This window comes from Lawsonibacter celer (genome assembly GCF_014281125.1).
Classification (GTDB): Bacteria; Bacillota; Clostridia; order Oscillospirales; family Oscillospiraceae; genus Lawsonibacter_B; species Lawsonibacter_B celer.
In genome coordinates, this window is the sequence record NZ_JACOEA010000009.1 from 24,190 (window position 1) to 40,403 (window position 16,214).

13 protein-coding genes are annotated in these 16,214 nt (G+C 59.6%); 10 read left to right on the forward strand and 3 right to left on the reverse strand.

The genetic code is table 11. The features are described 5' to 3' along the window. The first annotated feature begins 122 nt into the window (after positions 1–122). The 9 genes from H9Q75_RS11935 (at position 123) to H9Q75_RS11975 (ending at position 11,807) form a co-directional block, all read left to right on the forward strand. Positions 123–1,244, forward strand: coding sequence for a Gfo/Idh/MocA family protein (locus tag H9Q75_RS11935; protein WP_186567419.1), 1,122 nt, complete (start codon positions 123–125; stop codon positions 1,242–1,244). A 50-nt stretch (positions 1,245–1,294) separates the two neighbouring features. After that, the gene (locus H9Q75_RS11940) at positions 1,295–2,239 is read left to right on the forward strand and encodes a sugar phosphate isomerase/epimerase family protein (protein ID WP_186567421.1); all 945 of its coding nucleotides are present in this window, start codon (positions 1,295–1,297) and stop codon (positions 2,237–2,239) included. A gap of 118 nt (positions 2,240–2,357) precedes the next feature. Next, positions 2,358–3,494: a substrate-binding domain-containing protein gene (locus H9Q75_RS11945; RefSeq protein WP_186567422.1), complete on the forward strand. Its 1,137-nt coding sequence runs from the start codon at positions 2,358–2,360 to the stop codon at positions 3,492–3,494. A 238-nt stretch (positions 3,495–3,732) separates the two neighbouring features. Next, positions 3,733–5,262: a sugar ABC transporter ATP-binding protein gene (locus H9Q75_RS11950; RefSeq protein ID WP_186567424.1), complete on the forward strand. Its 1,530-nt coding sequence runs from the start codon at positions 3,733–3,735 to the stop codon at positions 5,260–5,262. Continuing rightward, positions 5,259–6,341, forward strand: a complete 1,083-nt coding sequence (locus H9Q75_RS11955; RefSeq protein ID WP_186567426.1) for an ABC transporter permease — start codon at positions 5,259–5,261, stop codon at positions 6,339–6,341. The genes H9Q75_RS11950 and H9Q75_RS11955 overlap by 4 nt, the downstream gene beginning before the upstream one ends. Next, positions 6,334–7,329 carry an ABC transporter permease gene (locus H9Q75_RS11960; protein ID WP_186567428.1) on the forward strand — a complete coding sequence of 332 codons (996 nt, stop codon included), beginning with the start codon at positions 6,334–6,336 and terminating at the stop codon, positions 7,327–7,329. Before H9Q75_RS11955 ends, H9Q75_RS11960 begins: the two co-directional genes overlap by 8 nt. Positions 7,330–7,422: 93 nt before the next feature. Next, positions 7,423–8,616 carry an MFS transporter gene (locus H9Q75_RS11965; RefSeq protein ID WP_186567429.1) on the forward strand — a complete coding sequence of 398 codons (1,194 nt, stop codon included), beginning with the start codon at positions 7,423–7,425 and terminating at the stop codon, positions 8,614–8,616. Next, positions 8,613–9,542: a helix-turn-helix domain-containing protein gene (locus H9Q75_RS11970; protein WP_186567431.1), complete on the forward strand. Its 930-nt coding sequence runs from the start codon at positions 8,613–8,615 to the stop codon at positions 9,540–9,542. Before H9Q75_RS11965 ends, H9Q75_RS11970 begins: the two co-directional genes overlap by 4 nt. Before the next feature lie 153 nt (positions 9,543–9,695). After that, positions 9,696–11,807, forward strand: a complete 2,112-nt coding sequence (locus H9Q75_RS11975; RefSeq protein ID WP_186567433.1) for an oxidoreductase — start codon at positions 9,696–9,698, stop codon at positions 11,805–11,807. 207 nt (positions 11,808–12,014) lie between these two features. On the opposite strand, the gene H9Q75_RS11980 is transcribed toward H9Q75_RS11975, so the two are convergent. Further along, a complete protein-coding gene (locus H9Q75_RS11980) occupies positions 12,015–12,272 on the reverse strand; it encodes a TfoX/Sxy family DNA transformation protein (protein ID WP_186567436.1) in 258 nt (85 codons plus the stop codon). Between the two features lie 424 nt (positions 12,273–12,696). Continuing rightward, positions 12,697–13,893: an acetate/propionate family kinase gene (locus tag H9Q75_RS11985; protein ID WP_186567438.1), complete on the reverse strand. Its 1,197-nt coding sequence runs from the start codon at positions 13,891–13,893 to the stop codon at positions 12,697–12,699. A 173-nt stretch (positions 13,894–14,066) separates the two neighbouring features. Between H9Q75_RS11985 and H9Q75_RS11990 the strand changes: the two genes are divergently transcribed. Continuing rightward, on the forward strand, positions 14,067–15,287 hold the full coding sequence (locus tag H9Q75_RS11990) for a tRNA(Met) cytidine acetate ligase (protein WP_186567440.1): 1,221 nt from the start codon (positions 14,067–14,069) through the stop codon (positions 15,285–15,287). On the opposite strand, the gene H9Q75_RS11995 is transcribed toward H9Q75_RS11990, so the two are convergent. Beyond that, positions 15,253–16,131 (reverse strand): TerC family protein, encoded by an 879-nt coding sequence (locus H9Q75_RS11995; protein WP_186567442.1) that lies wholly within the window; start codon positions 16,129–16,131, stop codon positions 15,253–15,255. The two genes, H9Q75_RS11990 and H9Q75_RS11995, sit on opposite strands and share 35 nt — an antisense overlap. Positions 16,132–16,214 lie beyond the last annotated feature (83 nt).

Here is a 16,214-nt window from a genome sequence, read left to right on the forward strand (position 1 = left end):
TTGCATTTCTCTGCTCCTTTTGTTACAATAATGACGAGATTTGAAACGTTATTTTTTATTTTGCAAAACGGCTCCGCTGATTGTTTGCCCGCGGATATTTGCAACAAGGGGAGGATTCTGATTTGAAGGAGAGCAAGCTTAAGGTGGCCGTGATCAGCTGCGGCATGATTGCCAACGCGGCCCATATCCCGGCTTACCGCAGCCTGAGCGACAAGGTGGACCTGGCTGCTGTGTGCGACGTGAATCCCGTCTCGGCGGAACAGACCGCACAACGTTTTCAGATTCCCCGCTGGTATACGGACGCGGAAGAGATGCTCCTCAAGGAGAAGCCGGACCTGGTTTCGGTGTGCACGCCCAACGCGCTGCACAAAAAAATGGCCATGTTGGCCCTGTCCCACGGAGCCCATGTGGCCTGCGAAAAGCCCATCGCCTTCACCTATGCCGACGCGAAGGAGATGTTTGACTACGCGAAAAAGGTGGACCGGGTGCTCTTTGCCTGCCAGGTGGTGCGCTACAACCAGGAGTACCAGGTGGCCAGGGAGTTTGTAGAGGGCGGCCTGCTGGGTGACATCTACTATTCGGAATTTTCCCTGATCCGCCGGCGGGGCGTGCCCAAGTGGGGCGCGTTTCACCGGAAGGACGCCAACGGCGGCGGCGTGCTGTGCGATCTGGGGGTGCATATGCTGGACGCGGCTCTGTGGGTCATGGGGGGGCCGAAATTTGCCTCCATCTCGGGCACGGCGTCTGCGCACATCGCGCGCAATGAGCGGGACGTGATCACCAGCCTGGCGGAGAGCGGCGCCCCAGCCGGGGTGTTCAACGCCCGGCCCTATTCCCCGGAGGAGTTTGAGGTGGAGGAATTCGCCGCGGGCAATCTCCGGCTGGACAACGGCTGTTGCATCAACTTCAAGACCTCCTGGGCGGTCAACCTGCCGCCCGAGTACTCCATGTCCTTTGCCGGGAGCAAGGCGGGGCTGCTGCTGCCCCAGGTGGAACTGCTGTCCACCATGGGCCGCTACCAGGCGGACATCAAGCCCCGGCTTTTTCCGGAGGAGCGGCCCTTTGCCAAGGAGGCGTTTCCGGGGCACTTCCTCCTGTTTGCAAACGCGGTGGACCATCTCCTCCTCGGCACGCCGCTGGCGGTCCGGCCGGAGGAGACCCTGAATGTGGCCGCCATTATCGACGCGTTTTACCGCTCCGCTGCGGAAGGCCGTGAGGTCCGCGCGGAGGAGATCACCGGATAACTGCATGTTCCGGCAGCTAAATTTCATATCATGAAAAGGAGCGTTTTATCATGAAAGTCGGCCTGTATTCCATCTCCTGTTCGGGAACCTGGTTCAAAGACCGTCCCGCCCTGACTGTGGAAGAATTTATTGACACAGCCAAGAAATTCGGCTATGACGGCGTGGAAATTGATCTGAAGCGCCCCCACGGCTCCCCTTTGGATCTGGATGAAAAACGCTGTGCGGAAATCCGCGCCTATGCGGAGAAACAGGGCCTGGAGATCTGTGGCTGTGCCGCCAATAACAATTTTGCCTCCATCGTGCCGGAGCATATTGAAAACGAGCTGCTCATGGTGCGGGAGCAGATCCGGGTCACGAAGCAGCTGGGGGCGAAGGTGCTGCGGGTGTTTGCCTGCTGGCGGGGGATTGTGAAGCGGGACGGCGTGGCCACCTATGAGATCCCCAGCCAATACCACACTTATTACGGCGCGCTGGACTATGAGCTGCGCCTGAGCATTGTCAATTGCCTGAAGGAGGCCGCCAAGTGGGCGGAGGAGGCCGGTGTGGTGCTGGCCCTGCAGAACCACCACCCCATCATTGACGAGTACACCGACATGCTGGACATTGTCAAATGGGTGGATTCCCCCTGGGTGAAGTGCTGCCTGGACGCTCCCTGCTGCGGCTGGACGACGGAGCACCAGTCGGATGCGTATATTACCAAGGCCGTCCGCGATGTGGGCGACCTGCAGATGATTACCCACGCCAACGCAGAGTTTATCGAGCACCCCGACGGAAAGATCGAGATGATCTCCTTTGATCCGCACCTCCAGCCGGTGCTCACCAACTATCCCGCCTTTATCCGCGCGCTGAAGGAAGTGGGCTACGAGGGCTATATCAATTATGAGTTCTGCCACATGCCCTTCCAGGGCGGCAAGGTGCGGGGCTACAACGACTACATCGAGGACCAGATCCGCATCGCCCAGAAATACTTCCGCGGTCTCATTGAGAACGCCTGAAGCACACTTGAAACCCTGTCGCGTATCCATCTGGTAATCGAGGGGATGTCAGCCCCTTGGTTATAAACACCGGAAGGCACCGGAAGATGCTTCCAACAAAAAAGAAGGAGGAAACAAAATGAAGAAGTATCTCGCAATGCTGCTGGCAGTGGCCATGATACTGGCTTTGGCTGCCTGTACCAGCCAGCCCAGCGGCAACTCCCCCGCGCCCCAGACTTCCGCACCTGTCTCGACTGACACCCCCGCGCCCACCCAAGGCGGCGATACCCAGGAAATCCGCCTGGCCTCCCACAACGCCGTGATTGAGGGTAACCCCTACCGTGTGCGCTATGAGGCCGACATCCAGGAGGCTGCCGCGGCCGCCAAGGACTACGGCCTGAACGTCTCCTACGCGTCCTTCGTGTCCAACTGGGACGCCGCCACCGAGTCTCAGCAGATTGAGAACTCCATCAACGAGGGCTATGACATCATCCTGGTGAACGCCGTGTCCTCCACCGGCCTGGATCCCATCATTGAGAAGGCTCAGGATGCCGGCATCATCTACATCAATGCCGACTGTGAGTACACCTCCACTGACGTAAACGTGCTGAATGTCTCCACCGACCAGTACTACCTGGGCTATGAGACCGCCAAGTACGCCGCTGAGGTCCTGGGCGAGGGCGCCAAGGTCATCATGATCGCCGCGCTTGACGGCAACTCCGCCAATACCGACCGCCAGAACGGCTTTGCCGACGCCATCGAGGAGTACGGCCTGGAGGTCGTGGGCGGCCAGTACAACCACGACTGGGACGCCGTGAAGGCCCAGCAGATCATGACCGAGATCCTCAACTCCGGCCTGGAGTTTGACGGCATCCTGATCTCCCAGTGCGCCGAGGCCGCCCTGGCCGCCTATGACGCCGCTGGCGCCCAGTATCCCAAGTTCATCGGCTTCAACGACACCGGCGAGTTCATGAGCCGTATGTACGAGCTGAACAAGGATGAGAAGAAGATGGACTTCATGGTCATGTCCAACCCCCCCGGAGTTGGCGCTACCGCTCTGAACTTCGGCCTGAACATGATCCTGGGCAAGGAGCTCAAGGAAGACGTGTACACCGTGCCTGAGATCCACGCCATCCGCGTGCCCTCCAAGGTGTCCTTCACCTACGATGACATTGAGAACCCTGAGTTTGTCGAGTATGCTACCACCATGGCCCCCGGTGATGCCATCACCTACTGGCTGACCATCGACGAGGTTGCCAGCGCCTACTTCAAGTAATCCCCGCAAGCAACATCTATATTCCCAGAAGGGACCGAATGGACCGCTTGACCGGCGGAATTCCGATTCCGCCGGTCAAGCTTCTACTTCTTTATCTCCGGCCTGCCGCCCGCCTGTTTGCGGCAGGTCCGGTGGTCCCGGGCAGGCTGTGCCTGCCCCCTGTGGGGACAAGTCGTCCCCTTTCCGGGCGTCTTGCAGCGGGGACCGAACTTTTTTATTGGCGGGAGGGAAGCGATTCATGTTTGAGTTACGCGCAATCGAAAAGCGATTTGACGCGGTTGTGGCACTCAACGGCGCGCATCTGCATGTGGAGCCAGGCGAGATTCGCGCATTGCTGGGCTCCAATGGCTCCGGTAAGTCCACAATGATCAAAGTGCTCGCCGGTCTGGTCAACCCCAACAAGGGGGAGATTCTGATCGACGGTGAGCCGGTTGAAATCCACAGCGGCCAGGATTCCAGGCGCCTGGGAATTGCCACGGCGTTCCAGGATTTGAGCCTGGTTCCCACTATGAGCGTCCGCGATAATATCCTTTTGGGCAATGAGCCCTGCAACAAATTCGGCATCGTTGACCGGAAGGCCGGCGACGATTTGATCGACGCACTGTTGGCTCGATTCCATATTGACTGTGATCCCAACGCATATGTGCAGACGTTGACGCCGTCCACGCAGACCATGCTGGAGGTGGCCAAGGCGGTGTCCCTCAAGCCGCGGCTGCTGCTGTTGGACGAGGTGACGGCCGCGCTGCACTACGATGAAATTGAAGTGCTCTTCTCCGTGATGCGCGAGCTGAAGGAGGAAGGCGTCGCTATGATCTATGTAACCCACCGTATGAATGAGGTGTTCCAGGTCTGCGATACCACTACCATCATGCGCAGCGGGGAAACAGTCACCGAGGGTAAGATGTCTGACTTTACCCTGGATGATATAGTATATTATATGACCGGTCAGCGCCCGGAAAAGGGCGACGGGACCGCGGCTCACGGCCACTTCCACGCAGAGGACAAAACCCCTCTGCTGGACGTGAAAAACCTGTCCATCTTCCCGCGGGTGCGGGATCTGTCCCTGCGGGCCTATCAGGGCGAGATCATCGGCATTGGCGGGCTTCAGGGTCAGGGACAGTCGGAATTCATTCGCGCGCTTCTGGGGGCCGAGCCTTTTCAGGAGGGCACCATTGAGTATGATGGCAGGAGTGTGGCCTTCAAATCCCCGGCTCAGGCAGTGAAGGGCGGTATGGGCTTCATCTCCGGCGAGCGCAACCGGGAGGCTATGTTCCCCCTGCGCACCATTGAGGAGAACATTCTGGCCGGCAAGGTGGCCAAGGGCAATCTGTTCGCCTACATGACGCCTAAGTCTAACCATGCTTTTGCCAACGACGCGGTGGAGAAATACAGCATTAAAATTGGTGAGCTGGGCCATCCGGCCAGCTCTCTGTCCGGCGGCAACCAGCAGAAGCTGGTGGTGGCCCGCTGGATTGCCATGCAGCCCAAGCTCCTGTTGTTGGACGACCCCACCAAGGGCGTGGATATCCACTCCCGTCAGGAAATCCACAAGATACTGCGCCAGTGTGCCGATGAAGGTATGACCGTCATCATCTCCTCCAGCGAATCGGAGGAGCTGCTCAGTATCTCCGACCGGATCTATGTGTTCTATGAGGGCTGCGTGAGCGCCATGCTCTCAGGCGACAAAAAGACGCCTGAGATGCTGGTGGCGGCCATGATGGGCATGACCGGCGGCTCGCAGACATCCGAGGAAGGGGTGCAGTCATGATCAAAAATGCATTTGACAGGTTCCGCCGCTCCCCGGCGTTTGCGGGATTCATCCTGTTCCTGGTCGCTCTGGTGCTCAACGCCGTGCTGCAGGGGCCTGCGTCCTTTTTCACGGTCAAGAGCATCAATACCCTGTTTGCAAAGAACGCCCCCTTTATTATCGTCACCGTGGCACAGAGCCTTCTGCTGATTGCCGGCACCATGGATATTTCCTGCGGCGTGCAGGTGGCTCTGGTCAACGTGGTCATCATTATGGCCGGGCAGACGCTGGGGCTGCCATTCATCGTGTGCTGCATTCTGGGCGTGGGTGTGGCCGTTCTGGCCTCCTTGGCCTGCTGGATATGCTGCTCGGTGTTCCGACTGCCCGCGCTTTTGGCCAGCTATGCGCTGACCTATATCATAAAGGGTATAAACGTCATGATTATGGACGTGCCCCAGGGCAAGGTGGACAAGGTTTTCTACAAAGCCTACGACTCCCAGATCCTCGGGTTTATTCCGGTATCCGCCCTCTTTATTGTGGGCGTGCTGATCATTTGGCTGTATGTCCGGCACAACCGGTTTGGCACCCATATTTACGCCGTGGGCGCCAATCCCCGTAATGCCTTTGCCGCGGGCATCAGCCCGATGAAGGTGCAGCTGAAGGCCTTTGTGCTCAAGGGGATCTTTATCGGTGTGGCCGGTATCTGCATTACCCTGATGATCGCCTCCGGTAATCCGCTGCAGGCCGAGGACTACGGCATCCGCTCCCTGTCCGCCTGTATTCTGGGCGGCCTGGGCTTCGGCGGCTGGGGCAATGTGGCCTGCGCAGTGTTCGGCTCTGGCTTCTATGTGCTGATCCAGAACTCTGTGTACTATTTCTTCTCCCTGCTGGTCAAGCTGATTCCCGGCTTTGCCGTTACCAGCTACTGGCAGAACTTTGTGTCCGATATCATCATTTTCCTGGGTCTGCTGATGACGATCGTGACCGCCAAGGGACAGCGACAGGCCCTCAAGGAGGGCATTGTGCGCCAGTTCCGGCGCAGCGACCGCCATTACGACGAACCCACGGCGGCAAAGAAGGGGGGCGACGGGAATGAGTAATCCTCTGGCTGCTCAGCAGCTCTCCGCCAGCCAAAGGGCAAAGATGTTCATCCAGAAAAGCCCCGCCCGCATGGCCTTTATCATCGCGGCGCTGATCTATCTGGTGACCATCATTATCTCCCCCACCTCTCTGAATCCCAGCGCCATCGGCTCGATCATCATGCTCACCCTGCTGCTGAGCTTTGCCTCCGCGGGCCAGACCATCGTGCTGATCGGCGGCGGCATGGACTTCGGTGTGGGCGCGGTGATGTCCTCGGCGGCGATTTTGACGACCACCATTATGAACGGTAAGGACGGCCATTTCCTCCAGCTGCTGGTGACGGCTCTGGCCATGGGCGCGGTGGTCGGTCTGCTCAACGGCGTGTGCACGGTGAAAATCGGCCTGCCGCCCATGATCGTCACCCTGGCCATCTCCAATGTGGTCACCCGGATGCAGTATGTGCTCACCCAGGGCAGCCCCATGGGGTATGCCTCGCCTACGTTTATCAAGACGGTGACCTCCCGCCTGTTCGGCCTGCAGTTCCTGCCGTCCATCGTGCTGTATGCCATTATCATCATACCGCTGGTCTACTTCCTGCTCAACCGCTCCCGCTTCGGAAAGCAGGTCTATCTGGTGGGCAACAATCCCACCGCCGCGCGGCTCAACGGTATCAATGTGGCTCGGGTGCAGATCCTGACGTACGTGTTTTCCGGTCTGTTCGCGGCCTTCGCCGGCATGTTGGGAGCGGCGTACATGAACGCCGCCCGATGCCAGATTTTTGACGAGTACGCCTACAATTCCCTGATCGCGGTTATCATTGGCGGCACCACCCTCTCTGGCGGTATTGGCTCCTATACGGGCAGCATCGCCGGGTCCCTGGTTATGGTGGTGCTCAGTAATGCGCTGACCACGGTGGGCCTTTCCCAGCCGGTACGCAACGTGTTCATGGGCCTGATTATGGTCCTGCTGCTGATTCTCTACAACCGGGAGAAGAAAGTCCGGCAGTAAGCCGCTCCGTCTTTCCCGGATATAGGTCTACTTAAAAAAGAACCGGCTTCGGGTGCCCCGGCGCCGGTTCTTTTTGTCAAAAGGAGAGATTTCATGGAAACCCACACCAGCCCTCCCGCAGTGAAGGGTGTTACGGCCGCCATTCTGATCGTATCTTTCCTCTACGCCTTTGTGAACTCCATCAGCAGCGTGCTGCTCAACGAGGTCGTGGAGACATTCGCACTGACCGGTGCGGCGCAGGGCCTGCTGAGCAGCATGCTCAACGTGGGCTACATGCTGGCGCTGCTGGTCAACCCCCTGTTTCAGGGGCGGACGGAGAAGCTGGCCATGCTCCTCCTCTCCGGCATCCTGCAGGTGGCCATGCTCCTTCTCTCCGGCGCAGCCACCTCCTTTGCCGTGTTCCTGCCCGCCATTGTGCTTTTGGGGGTGGGCTGCGGCTGGCTGGACGGGTATATCAACTCCTGCATGATCGATTACCATCCCCAGGACAGCCCCAAATATCTCAGCCTGCTCCATGGTCTCTTCGGTGTGGGCAGCCTGCTTGCCCCCCTGCTGATGCAGGCGCTGCTGCTGGGGATCAGTTGGCGGGGCGTGTTCTTTGTGACCGGAGGCATGATGGCAGCGGCCATGGTCTCTGTAGCCCTGGCACGGCGTGGGGTCAAGCGCCTGAACGGCTTCCAGCAGGTGCAGGAGGCCCGCCTGTCCTGGCGGGAATTGGGCGGCTACCTGCGCAACAGGCGCAATCTGCTGTTACTGGCCTGCGGGGCCATGTGCGCCCTGGTGCAGACCGGCCTGACCTGCTGGATCGTGCGCTACATGCTTCTGGTACATAACGACAGTGCCCTGGGGGCCACCTGCCTGACCGCCTACTGGGTGGCCGCCACGGTCAACCGCTTCCTGGCACCCCGCCTGCGGGTGCGCCCGCTGCTGTTGATTCTGGGTGGCGGGGCTCTGTCCGCCGTACTGCTGTCCCTGGGCATCCTCAGCGGAAGCGCCGTGGTGATGTGCCTGTGCTTCGGATTGCTGGGCCTGGTCACCGGGCACTTTATGCCCATGATGGTGGCGGAATGCGCGAGAGGCTATCAGGGCAGTACCACTCTCACCACATCAGCCTACATGTTTGTAACCGGCATTGCCAGAGTCGTGGTCCCTCTCCTGATGGCCGCCGTATCCGATGCGGTCTCCGTTCAGGCCGGTATGTTCCTGCCTGCGGTCGCGGGCGTGCTGGCAGCTCTGATGGGTGCTGTGGCCCTGCGCAATGCGCCCCGGGAGGCTGAAAATGGGTGACCGGTGAAATGCAGGCGGGGGTGTGTGGAATGCAGAGCTTTTTCTGGGAATATCGGATGAAACCGGATTTTCCTTTCTCTGCCATTGATTATGCAGTTACTGACATTGTAGGGGGTCCGCCGCCCCGGCTGCACTGGCACAGTTTTTTTGAGCTGGGCGTGTGTACCGCTGGGGAAGGAATCTTCTATTTCGAAGAAAAATCCTACGACTATTCCGCGGGCGACATTTTTCTGGTTAACAACCTGGAAAAGCACGGAGCGGCGGCGTTGAGCCAGGCAGACACTCGGTTCCGCTTTTTCCTTTTTCTGCCGGAGCTCTTTTTGGAGGGGGCCGCCGCTTGGGAGGCGGAATGTCTGCTCCCCTTTCAGTACGACAGCGCCCGGTTCTGCAACCGTGTCACCGGGGACAGCCCAGCGGGGCAGACGCTGCGTCCTCTTCTGGATGGTCTGTGGGAGGATGCCCACGGCGACCGCACCGGCCGGGAACGGCTCATTCGGGCCCGGCTCCGACTGGTGTTGGCTGAGCTGTGCAGCTTGCTCCGGCTGGATGAGAGTCCGGCTTCCGCGGCGGCATTAGCGGATTATCTGCGCCTGCGCCCAGCCCTGTCCTATATAGACAGCCATTTTTCCCAGCGTTTGAACCAGAAGGAGATCGCCGCGCTGTGCTTCCTCAGTGAGTCCAGGTTTCGACACCTGTTCCGCAGGCAAATGCACATGAGCTTTCAGGATTATGTGGCAAAGCTGCGCTATCTGGACGCCCGGCGGCGGATCGCCTCTGGCATCGGCAGTATCTCTGACGCTGTCCGCGAGGCGGGGTTTTCCAATCCATACCGCTTTTATCAAATGTTCCAGGAGAATGAGGGGGTCACACCGCTGGTTTGGCGGACGCGGCTGCGCTCTGGGGAAAATGATCCTTTGGGGGAATAGCCGGATTTGATATAAAGCAAAGCGCTTTTGATATTTTCCTTTCCTCATGTTCTGTTGTAAAATTTACTTGTAAGATGTCTGACATTTGCACTTTAATTTGTGCGCTTTAACAATATTCTGTAAACAGACGCATTGATGAAAGGAGAGTTTTCTATGCTGAAGTACCCGCATCTGTTCCAACCCATCCAGATCGGTAATATGCTGGTTCCCAACCGCATTTGCCATGTGCCTACCGACGTCAGTTCCTCCCATGCCGATGGTTCGGTAAGTGAACGGGACATCCATCACCACAGCGAGCTGGCCAAGGGCGGCGTGGGCCTGATCATTGTAGGCGCCACCTCCCCTGACTCTGCTACTGGCCGCCCCACCGTTACCGGCCTTGCGGCAGACAGCGATACGTTTATCCCAGGCTTGGCTCGCTTGGCGGAGAGCATGCACAAGTACGGCGCCAAGTGTGTGGTCCAGCTGCAGCACCCCGGCCGGCAGTGTGCTTGGCCCCGCTATAACACCATGTCCGCCACCGATATGGTGGTGAAGCTGCCCTGGAGCGCGGGGCATGAGATCGTCTATGAAAACGCGGAGGAGAAGGGCAAGCCGGTGCGCGCCATGACCACCGAGGAAGTCGTGGATATGGTGGACAAATTCTCCGAGGCGGCCTGGCGTGTCAAGCAGGCTGGTTTTGACGGCGTGGAGCTTCATGCGGCTCATGGCTATCTGATCTCCCAGTTCATGTCCCCCTATCTAAACAAGCGCAACGACCGCTGGGGCGGCAGCTTTGAGAACCGGATGCGCTTTCCATTGGCCATCATCAGCTCTATCCAACAGAAGTGCGGCAAGGACTTCCCCATTTTAGTGCGCTACTCTGTGGACGAGTGGGTTGAGGGCGGCCGTGAGTGCGAGGAGAGCGTCCGCGTAGCTGCAGAGTTCGAGCAGGCAGGCGTGGCGGCTTTGGACCTGAGCCAGTGCATTCAGGAGAGCCCCGGTGCCGGCTTCGACCCCATGTACTATCCTGAGGGATGGACGCTTTACGCCTCCCAGGCGGTGAAAAAGGCCGTGTCCATTCCCGTTATCAACAGCCACACCTTCCGCAACCCCGACTTCTGTGAGAAGGTCCTGGCCGACGGCGACACCGATATGGTGGGTCTGTCCCGTCAGCTTTTGTGCGACCCCTACTGGGCGCTGAAGGCCTATCTGGGCAAGGACGAGCAAATCCGCCGCTGCATCTCCTGCCTGACCGGCTGCTGGCAGGAGAGTATGATGGCCAAGAAGGAGATTGGCTGTGCCATTAACCCCGCCTGCGGCCATATGGAGTTCGACAATATGGCTCTGGCCGAGAAGCCCCTGAATGTAGGCATTGTGGGCGGCGGCCCCGCCGGCATGGAGGCTGCCCGCATCGCCACGGTCCGCGGCCACAAAGTCACCCTCTTCGAGAAGAGCGGGGAGCTGGGCGGGGCCATTCTGGGCTGCTGCATGGCCCCGGGCAAGGAGAAGATGAAGTGGTATGCCGACTGGATCCGCAATCAGATCAAGCAGCTGAAGGTGGATGTACGGCTGCGCACTGTACCTACGGTGGACGATTTGAAGGGCTTCGATGTGGTGCTCAACGCTACTGGCGCCTCCAGCTATGTGCCTGAGTGCATCGGCGCGGAGCGGGTTGTGCCCTTTGAGGAGGCCATCGCCTGTCCCAAGGTGACCTGCCCCTTCCACCCCAAGGACCGCAAGATGCGCAAGACCGGCCAGAAGGTCCTGGTCTGGGGCGACCACTACGCCGCCGCCGACACCGCCGCCGCCCTTGCCGGTATGGGTAAGGAGGTCACCGTGGTCACTGACAAGAAGGAGTTTGCCGCCACGGTGGAGGTCATCCACATGTACGTGCTGCGCAAGCGCTTTGCCCAGACCGATGCCGAGGCCCTGCACAGTGAGCCCTTCAAGTTCCCGGTGAAAGTTATCGAGAACAGCACGGTTTACAGTGTGGAAGAGGGCAAGGTGGTCGTGATGGACAAGAACTTCAACCGCACCGAACTGGCCATCGACGATGTGATCACCTGCCACACCCGCTCCAACACCGCTTTCTTTGAGCAACTGCAGGCTGCGGGTATCCCGGTGATCAACGCCGGCGACAGCAAGCGGCCCCGCAACCTCCACGCCGCAGTGATGGAGGGCGCCACCTTCGGCCTGAAGCTGGAGGAGAACGTGCTGCTGAACTCCAACCACAGCGTGATCGACGCGCTGCCCGCGGACGTGCGCGGCCAGATCCAGGATTAAGACCTTTACTCCAAATACGGCAAAAAGCGGACCGCCCCAACGGGCAATGTCATTAAGTTAATGCTTTTGCCAAACACAAAAAAGCACCCACCCCGTTTGAACGGGGTGGGTGCTTTTTCTGATGCGGTAACGGTAGTTATTCTGCATGATGCTGCATTTTATACCCGGGAAAATCGAAAGCAGGTTGTTCGAAAAATTATAATTTACCTACTTCTTATGGCACTGATAAAATGCTTTCAAATCCGCTTTTACTTCCTCCGGTATCAGGGTTTTCTTCACACCGCGAATAGCCCCTTCCAGCGCCAGCAAGCGGTTGATACAGGCTGATTCATCTATTTGCTGTATTTTTAGCCATGCCGCTTTGGCACCTGTGCTTTTTAGTTCATCAGCAGTATTTATACCAACCTGCATGAGCTGTTCTTCAACAACCTTTCCTATGTTTGGCAATTTTGACAATTCTCCCACAATACACACCTTCCTCTACAATTTCCCATTTATCTGCCTGTTTATCCTTCTAAAGTATATCATACTTGGAAATCAGCAAAACCGCTCGATTTATGCGCTTTAAACTGTTTGAACTGTCGCGTGCGAACACCGTTCCACCACGGCGTGAAGCTAGTGTGCCTCGCGAGTGATTTTGAACGCAAGAGGAGTGAGTGTTTATTTACATTTTGGTTATACTTCGCCCTTTAACTAAACGCCACAGGGAAGAAAAAAGCCAGCCGTTAAGGAACGGAACCTCGCGTTTCGCCCCCCTACAGCTGGCTTTTTCGCTTAACTTAATGACATTGGCCCAACGGGCGGTCCGCTTTTTGGTTGGAAAATTTGGTTTGCCGGTCATCGGGAGAGGGCATCCGGCGGCAGCGCCGCCGGATGTGAAACACAGAAATCAGCCCTTGACAATCGCGGCCGTGTCCATGGCGATCATGAGCTCCTCGTCGGTGGGAATGAGGAGGACCTTCACCTTGGAGTCGGCGGCGGAGATCACGGTTTCCTTGCCGCGGGTGTTGTTGGCCTCGGCGTCCATCTTCACACCCATGAACTCCAGGCCGGAGGCGATGGCCATGCGGGTGGCGGCGTCATTCTCGCCCACGCCGGCAGTGAACACGATGGCGTCCACTCCGCCCATGGCGGCGGCGTACGCGCCCACCAGCTTCTTCACGCTGTACTGGAAGGCCTCCAGAGCCAGCTCCGCCCGCTGGTTGCCCTGCTTGGCGGCGTCCTCAATGTCGCGGAAGTCAGAGGACACGCCGGAGATGCCCAGCACGCCCGACTTCTTGTTCAGGATGTTCATCATTTCCTTCATGCCGTACCCGTACTTGTTCATCAGGTACTCCAGGATGCCGGCGTCCAGGTCACCGGAGCGGGTGCCCATGGGCACGCCGGCCAGGGGAGTAAAGCCCATGGAGGTGTCCACGCTCTTGCCGCCATCCACAGCGGCCACGGAGGAGCCGTTGCCCAGATGGCAGGTGATGACCTTCACGTCCTCAATCTTCTTGCCCAGCATGTCGGCCGCCCGAGCGGAGACGTAGCGGTGGGAGGTGCCGTGGAAGCCGTAGCGGCGGACCTTGTCGGTCTCATAGTACTCATAGGGCAGAGCGTAGATGTAGCTCTTGGCGGGCATGGTCTGGTGGAAGGCGGTGTCAAACACGGCCACCATGGGTACGCCGGGCATGACCTTCTCACAGGCACGAATGCCGGTGATGTTGGCGGGGTTGTGCAGGGGGGCCAGGGGGATGCACTCCTCCAGGGCGGCCATTACATCGCCGGTGATGCGCACGGAGGAGGCGAACTTCTCGCCGCCGTGCACCACGCGGTGGCCTACCGCGTCGATCTCAGAGGCGCTCTTGATGACCCCGTGCTCGGGAGAGAGCAGAGCGTCCAGCACGGCCTGGATGGCCTCGGCATGGGTGGGCATGGGGATCTCAAACTCGTGCTTGGCGTCCTTGGCGGGTACCTTGTGGGTGAGGCGGCCGTCGATGCCGATGCGCTCACACAGGCCCTTGGCCAGCACCTCGCGGGTCTCGGGATCCATCAGCTGATACTTCAGCGAGGAGCTGCCGGCGTTGATAACCAGAACTTTCATGACTCAGATCTCTCCTTAAACAAACTTTTTTGAGTATGGCTTGTAGGGTAAGGGGTCTCGTAGTAAAATAAGTCCATATGTAATTTCTATTTTAGCCCTTTTTTCCCAAAAGGACAACCCATATTTTGAAAGAAAACCGGGGGAAATTCCGCCCCGGACTTGGAGGAAGCGCTATGAAAACCGCCGGAATTGTCGCGGAATATAACCCCTTTCACCGGGGGCACGCCTGGCATATCGCGCAGACGCGCCGGGCGCTGGGGGAGGACGGGGGGATCGTGTGCGTCATGAGCGGGCACTGGGTCCAGCGGGGGGAGTGCGCCCTGGCGGACAAGTGGAGCCGGACAAAGCTGGCCCTGGCGGGGGGCGCGGACCTGGTGCTGGAGCTGCCCACCCCCTGGGCCATGGCCACGGCGGAGACCTTTGCCCGGGGGGCGGTGGGACTGCTGGCGGCCACGGGGGTGGTGGACGTGCTCTCCTTCGGCAGCGAGTGCGGGGACGCGGGACGCCTGGGGCAGATCGCCGGCTGCCTGGACAGCCCCCGGTACCGGGCCGGCTTGGCGCGCTTTTTGGGGCAGGGCATGACCTTCGCCGCCTGCCGGCAGGCGGCGGTGAAGGATATCCTGGGGACGGAAGCGGCCAGGCTGCTCTCCGGCCCTAACAACAACCTGGGGGTGGAATATCTCCGCGCCCTGAATGCGCTTCACAGCGGCATTGCGCCGCTGGCTGTGCTCCGCCGGGGGGCGGAGCACCACGGCGTGGGGGTGGAGCCCGGCTTCGCCCCGGCGGCCCAGATCCGCGCGCTGATCCGCGCTGGGGACTGGGGCGGGGCGGGAGCCCTTCTGCCGGGCGGGAGCGAGGAGGCACTGCGCGGCATTGAGCTGGCCGAGCTGGTCCGGTGCGAGCGGGCGGTCCTGGCCCGGCTGCGCACTATGGCTCCGATGGACTGGGCCGCCCTGCCGGACGGTGGGGCGGCAGAGGGCCTGCCGGAGCGGCTCACACGCGCCGCCGGGCAGGCCCGGACCCTGGAGGAATTCTATACGATGGCCAAGACCAAGCGCTATCCCCACGCCCGGCTGCGCCGACTGGCCGTGGGGGCTTTCCTGGGGCTGAAGGCGGCGCAGCTGCCCCAGGCGCCTGCCTACCTGCGGGTGCTGGGGTTCAATGCCAGAGGACAGGGCCTGCTCCGGGAGATGAAGGAAAAGGCCGCCCTGCCGGTGCTCACCAAGCCCGCTCATGCCAAGGGATTGGATGGAGAGGCCCGGCGCCTGTTTGAGCTGGAGAGCCGCTGTACCGACCTATATGCCCTGTGTCTGGAGCACCCATGGCCCTGTGGCCGGGAGTATACGACCGGGCCGGTGCTTACCGCCCCTTCCGCCGTGATCTGCGCAGAGTGAGCCGGACAGCGAGAAGGATCAGGAAAACCGCAAGGATCAGCAGCACAGGCCAGAAAAATGCAAAGAGATAGGCGGCGCTGGAGAGAAAAGCGGAGAGCGCGGCCTGGGCGCGGTCCAGCAGAGTGATCTCCGGCTTTGGATAGAGGGTGAAAGTCAGCTCCGTCTCAGGGAGCGTGTCAAAATGGGCTGTGTAGCGGAAGTCTCCGTCCGCCTCCAGCGGCAGGGAGGCGTCCACAAGGTAGGGGCAGCTTTCGGGGGTGTTCACGGTAAGGTCAAGGGTGCCGAAATCGGCCCAATACCGGGCGGGCGAGAGCAGGTAGGTGAATTCCTGAGTCCAGTGGCTGGTGCCGTCCCGGCAGGCATAGGCGTAGCTTTGGTAGGACACGGCAACCTCACGGCTGTCCTCTGCGGGGAAATCTACGGTATAGACAAGGGCGGTACGGCCGGCGTCCTCACCATCCGGGGAAACCGTTCGGGCGGAGAAATCCAGGGGAATGCCGTCCGCGGTGACACAGGCCAAATCTGTCCAATCGGCGGGGGAAGGCGGGCCGACCTGCCCATCATATTCGTCCAGATAGAAGGCCATCTGGACGGAACAAGGGTCTGAGGTTGGATTTTTCATTTGATATACGGCGGTGACTTGGGCGGAGAGCTGTACGCCGTCCCACTCCGATACGTCAAAGGTGAGCTGTTCCGCGGTGACTGTGATGGGACAGTCCTCCTGAATTTCCAGAACAGAGCCGCCGATTCCGCCGTAACGGGTGGGCGCGGAATTTGCGTTGGTCGGCAGAAGCAGTGCCGGCAGCAGAAGCAGAGAGAGGACACAGAAACGTACTTTTTTCATTTGGACCTCCTATTCCACGACGTTATATACGGAATCTTCCTCATCTCCATCCTAGCAAAAAAGAAAAACAGGGTCAATGACAC

Coding starts and splice junctions, on each gene's coding strand:
- H9Q75_RS11940 (WP_186567421.1), top strand. CDS start 1,295: ATGAAAGTCGGCCTGTATTCCATCTCCTGTTCGGGAACCTGGTTCAAA.
- H9Q75_RS11945 (WP_186567422.1), top strand. CDS start 2,358: ATGAAGAAGTATCTCGCAATGCTGCTGGCAGTGGCCATGATACTGGCT.
- H9Q75_RS11950 (WP_186567424.1), top strand. CDS start 3,733: ATGTTTGAGTTACGCGCAATCGAAAAGCGATTTGACGCGGTTGTGGCA.
- H9Q75_RS11955 (WP_186567426.1), top strand. CDS start 5,259: ATGATCAAAAATGCATTTGACAGGTTCCGCCGCTCCCCGGCGTTTGCG.
- H9Q75_RS11960 (WP_186567428.1), top strand. CDS start 6,334: ATGAGTAATCCTCTGGCTGCTCAGCAGCTCTCCGCCAGCCAAAGGGCA.
- H9Q75_RS11965 (WP_186567429.1), top strand. CDS start 7,423: ATGGAAACCCACACCAGCCCTCCCGCAGTGAAGGGTGTTACGGCCGCC.
- H9Q75_RS11975 (WP_186567433.1), top strand. CDS start 9,696: ATGCTGAAGTACCCGCATCTGTTCCAACCCATCCAGATCGGTAATATG.
- H9Q75_RS11985 (WP_186567438.1), bottom strand. CDS start 13,893: ATGAAAGTTCTGGTTATCAACGCCGGCAGCTCCTCGCTGAAGTATCAG.
- H9Q75_RS11990 (WP_186567440.1), top strand. CDS start 14,067: ATGAAAACCGCCGGAATTGTCGCGGAATATAACCCCTTTCACCGGGGG.
- H9Q75_RS11995 (WP_186567442.1), bottom strand. CDS start 16,131: ATGAAAAAAGTACGTTTCTGTGTCCTCTCTCTGCTTCTGCTGCCGGCA.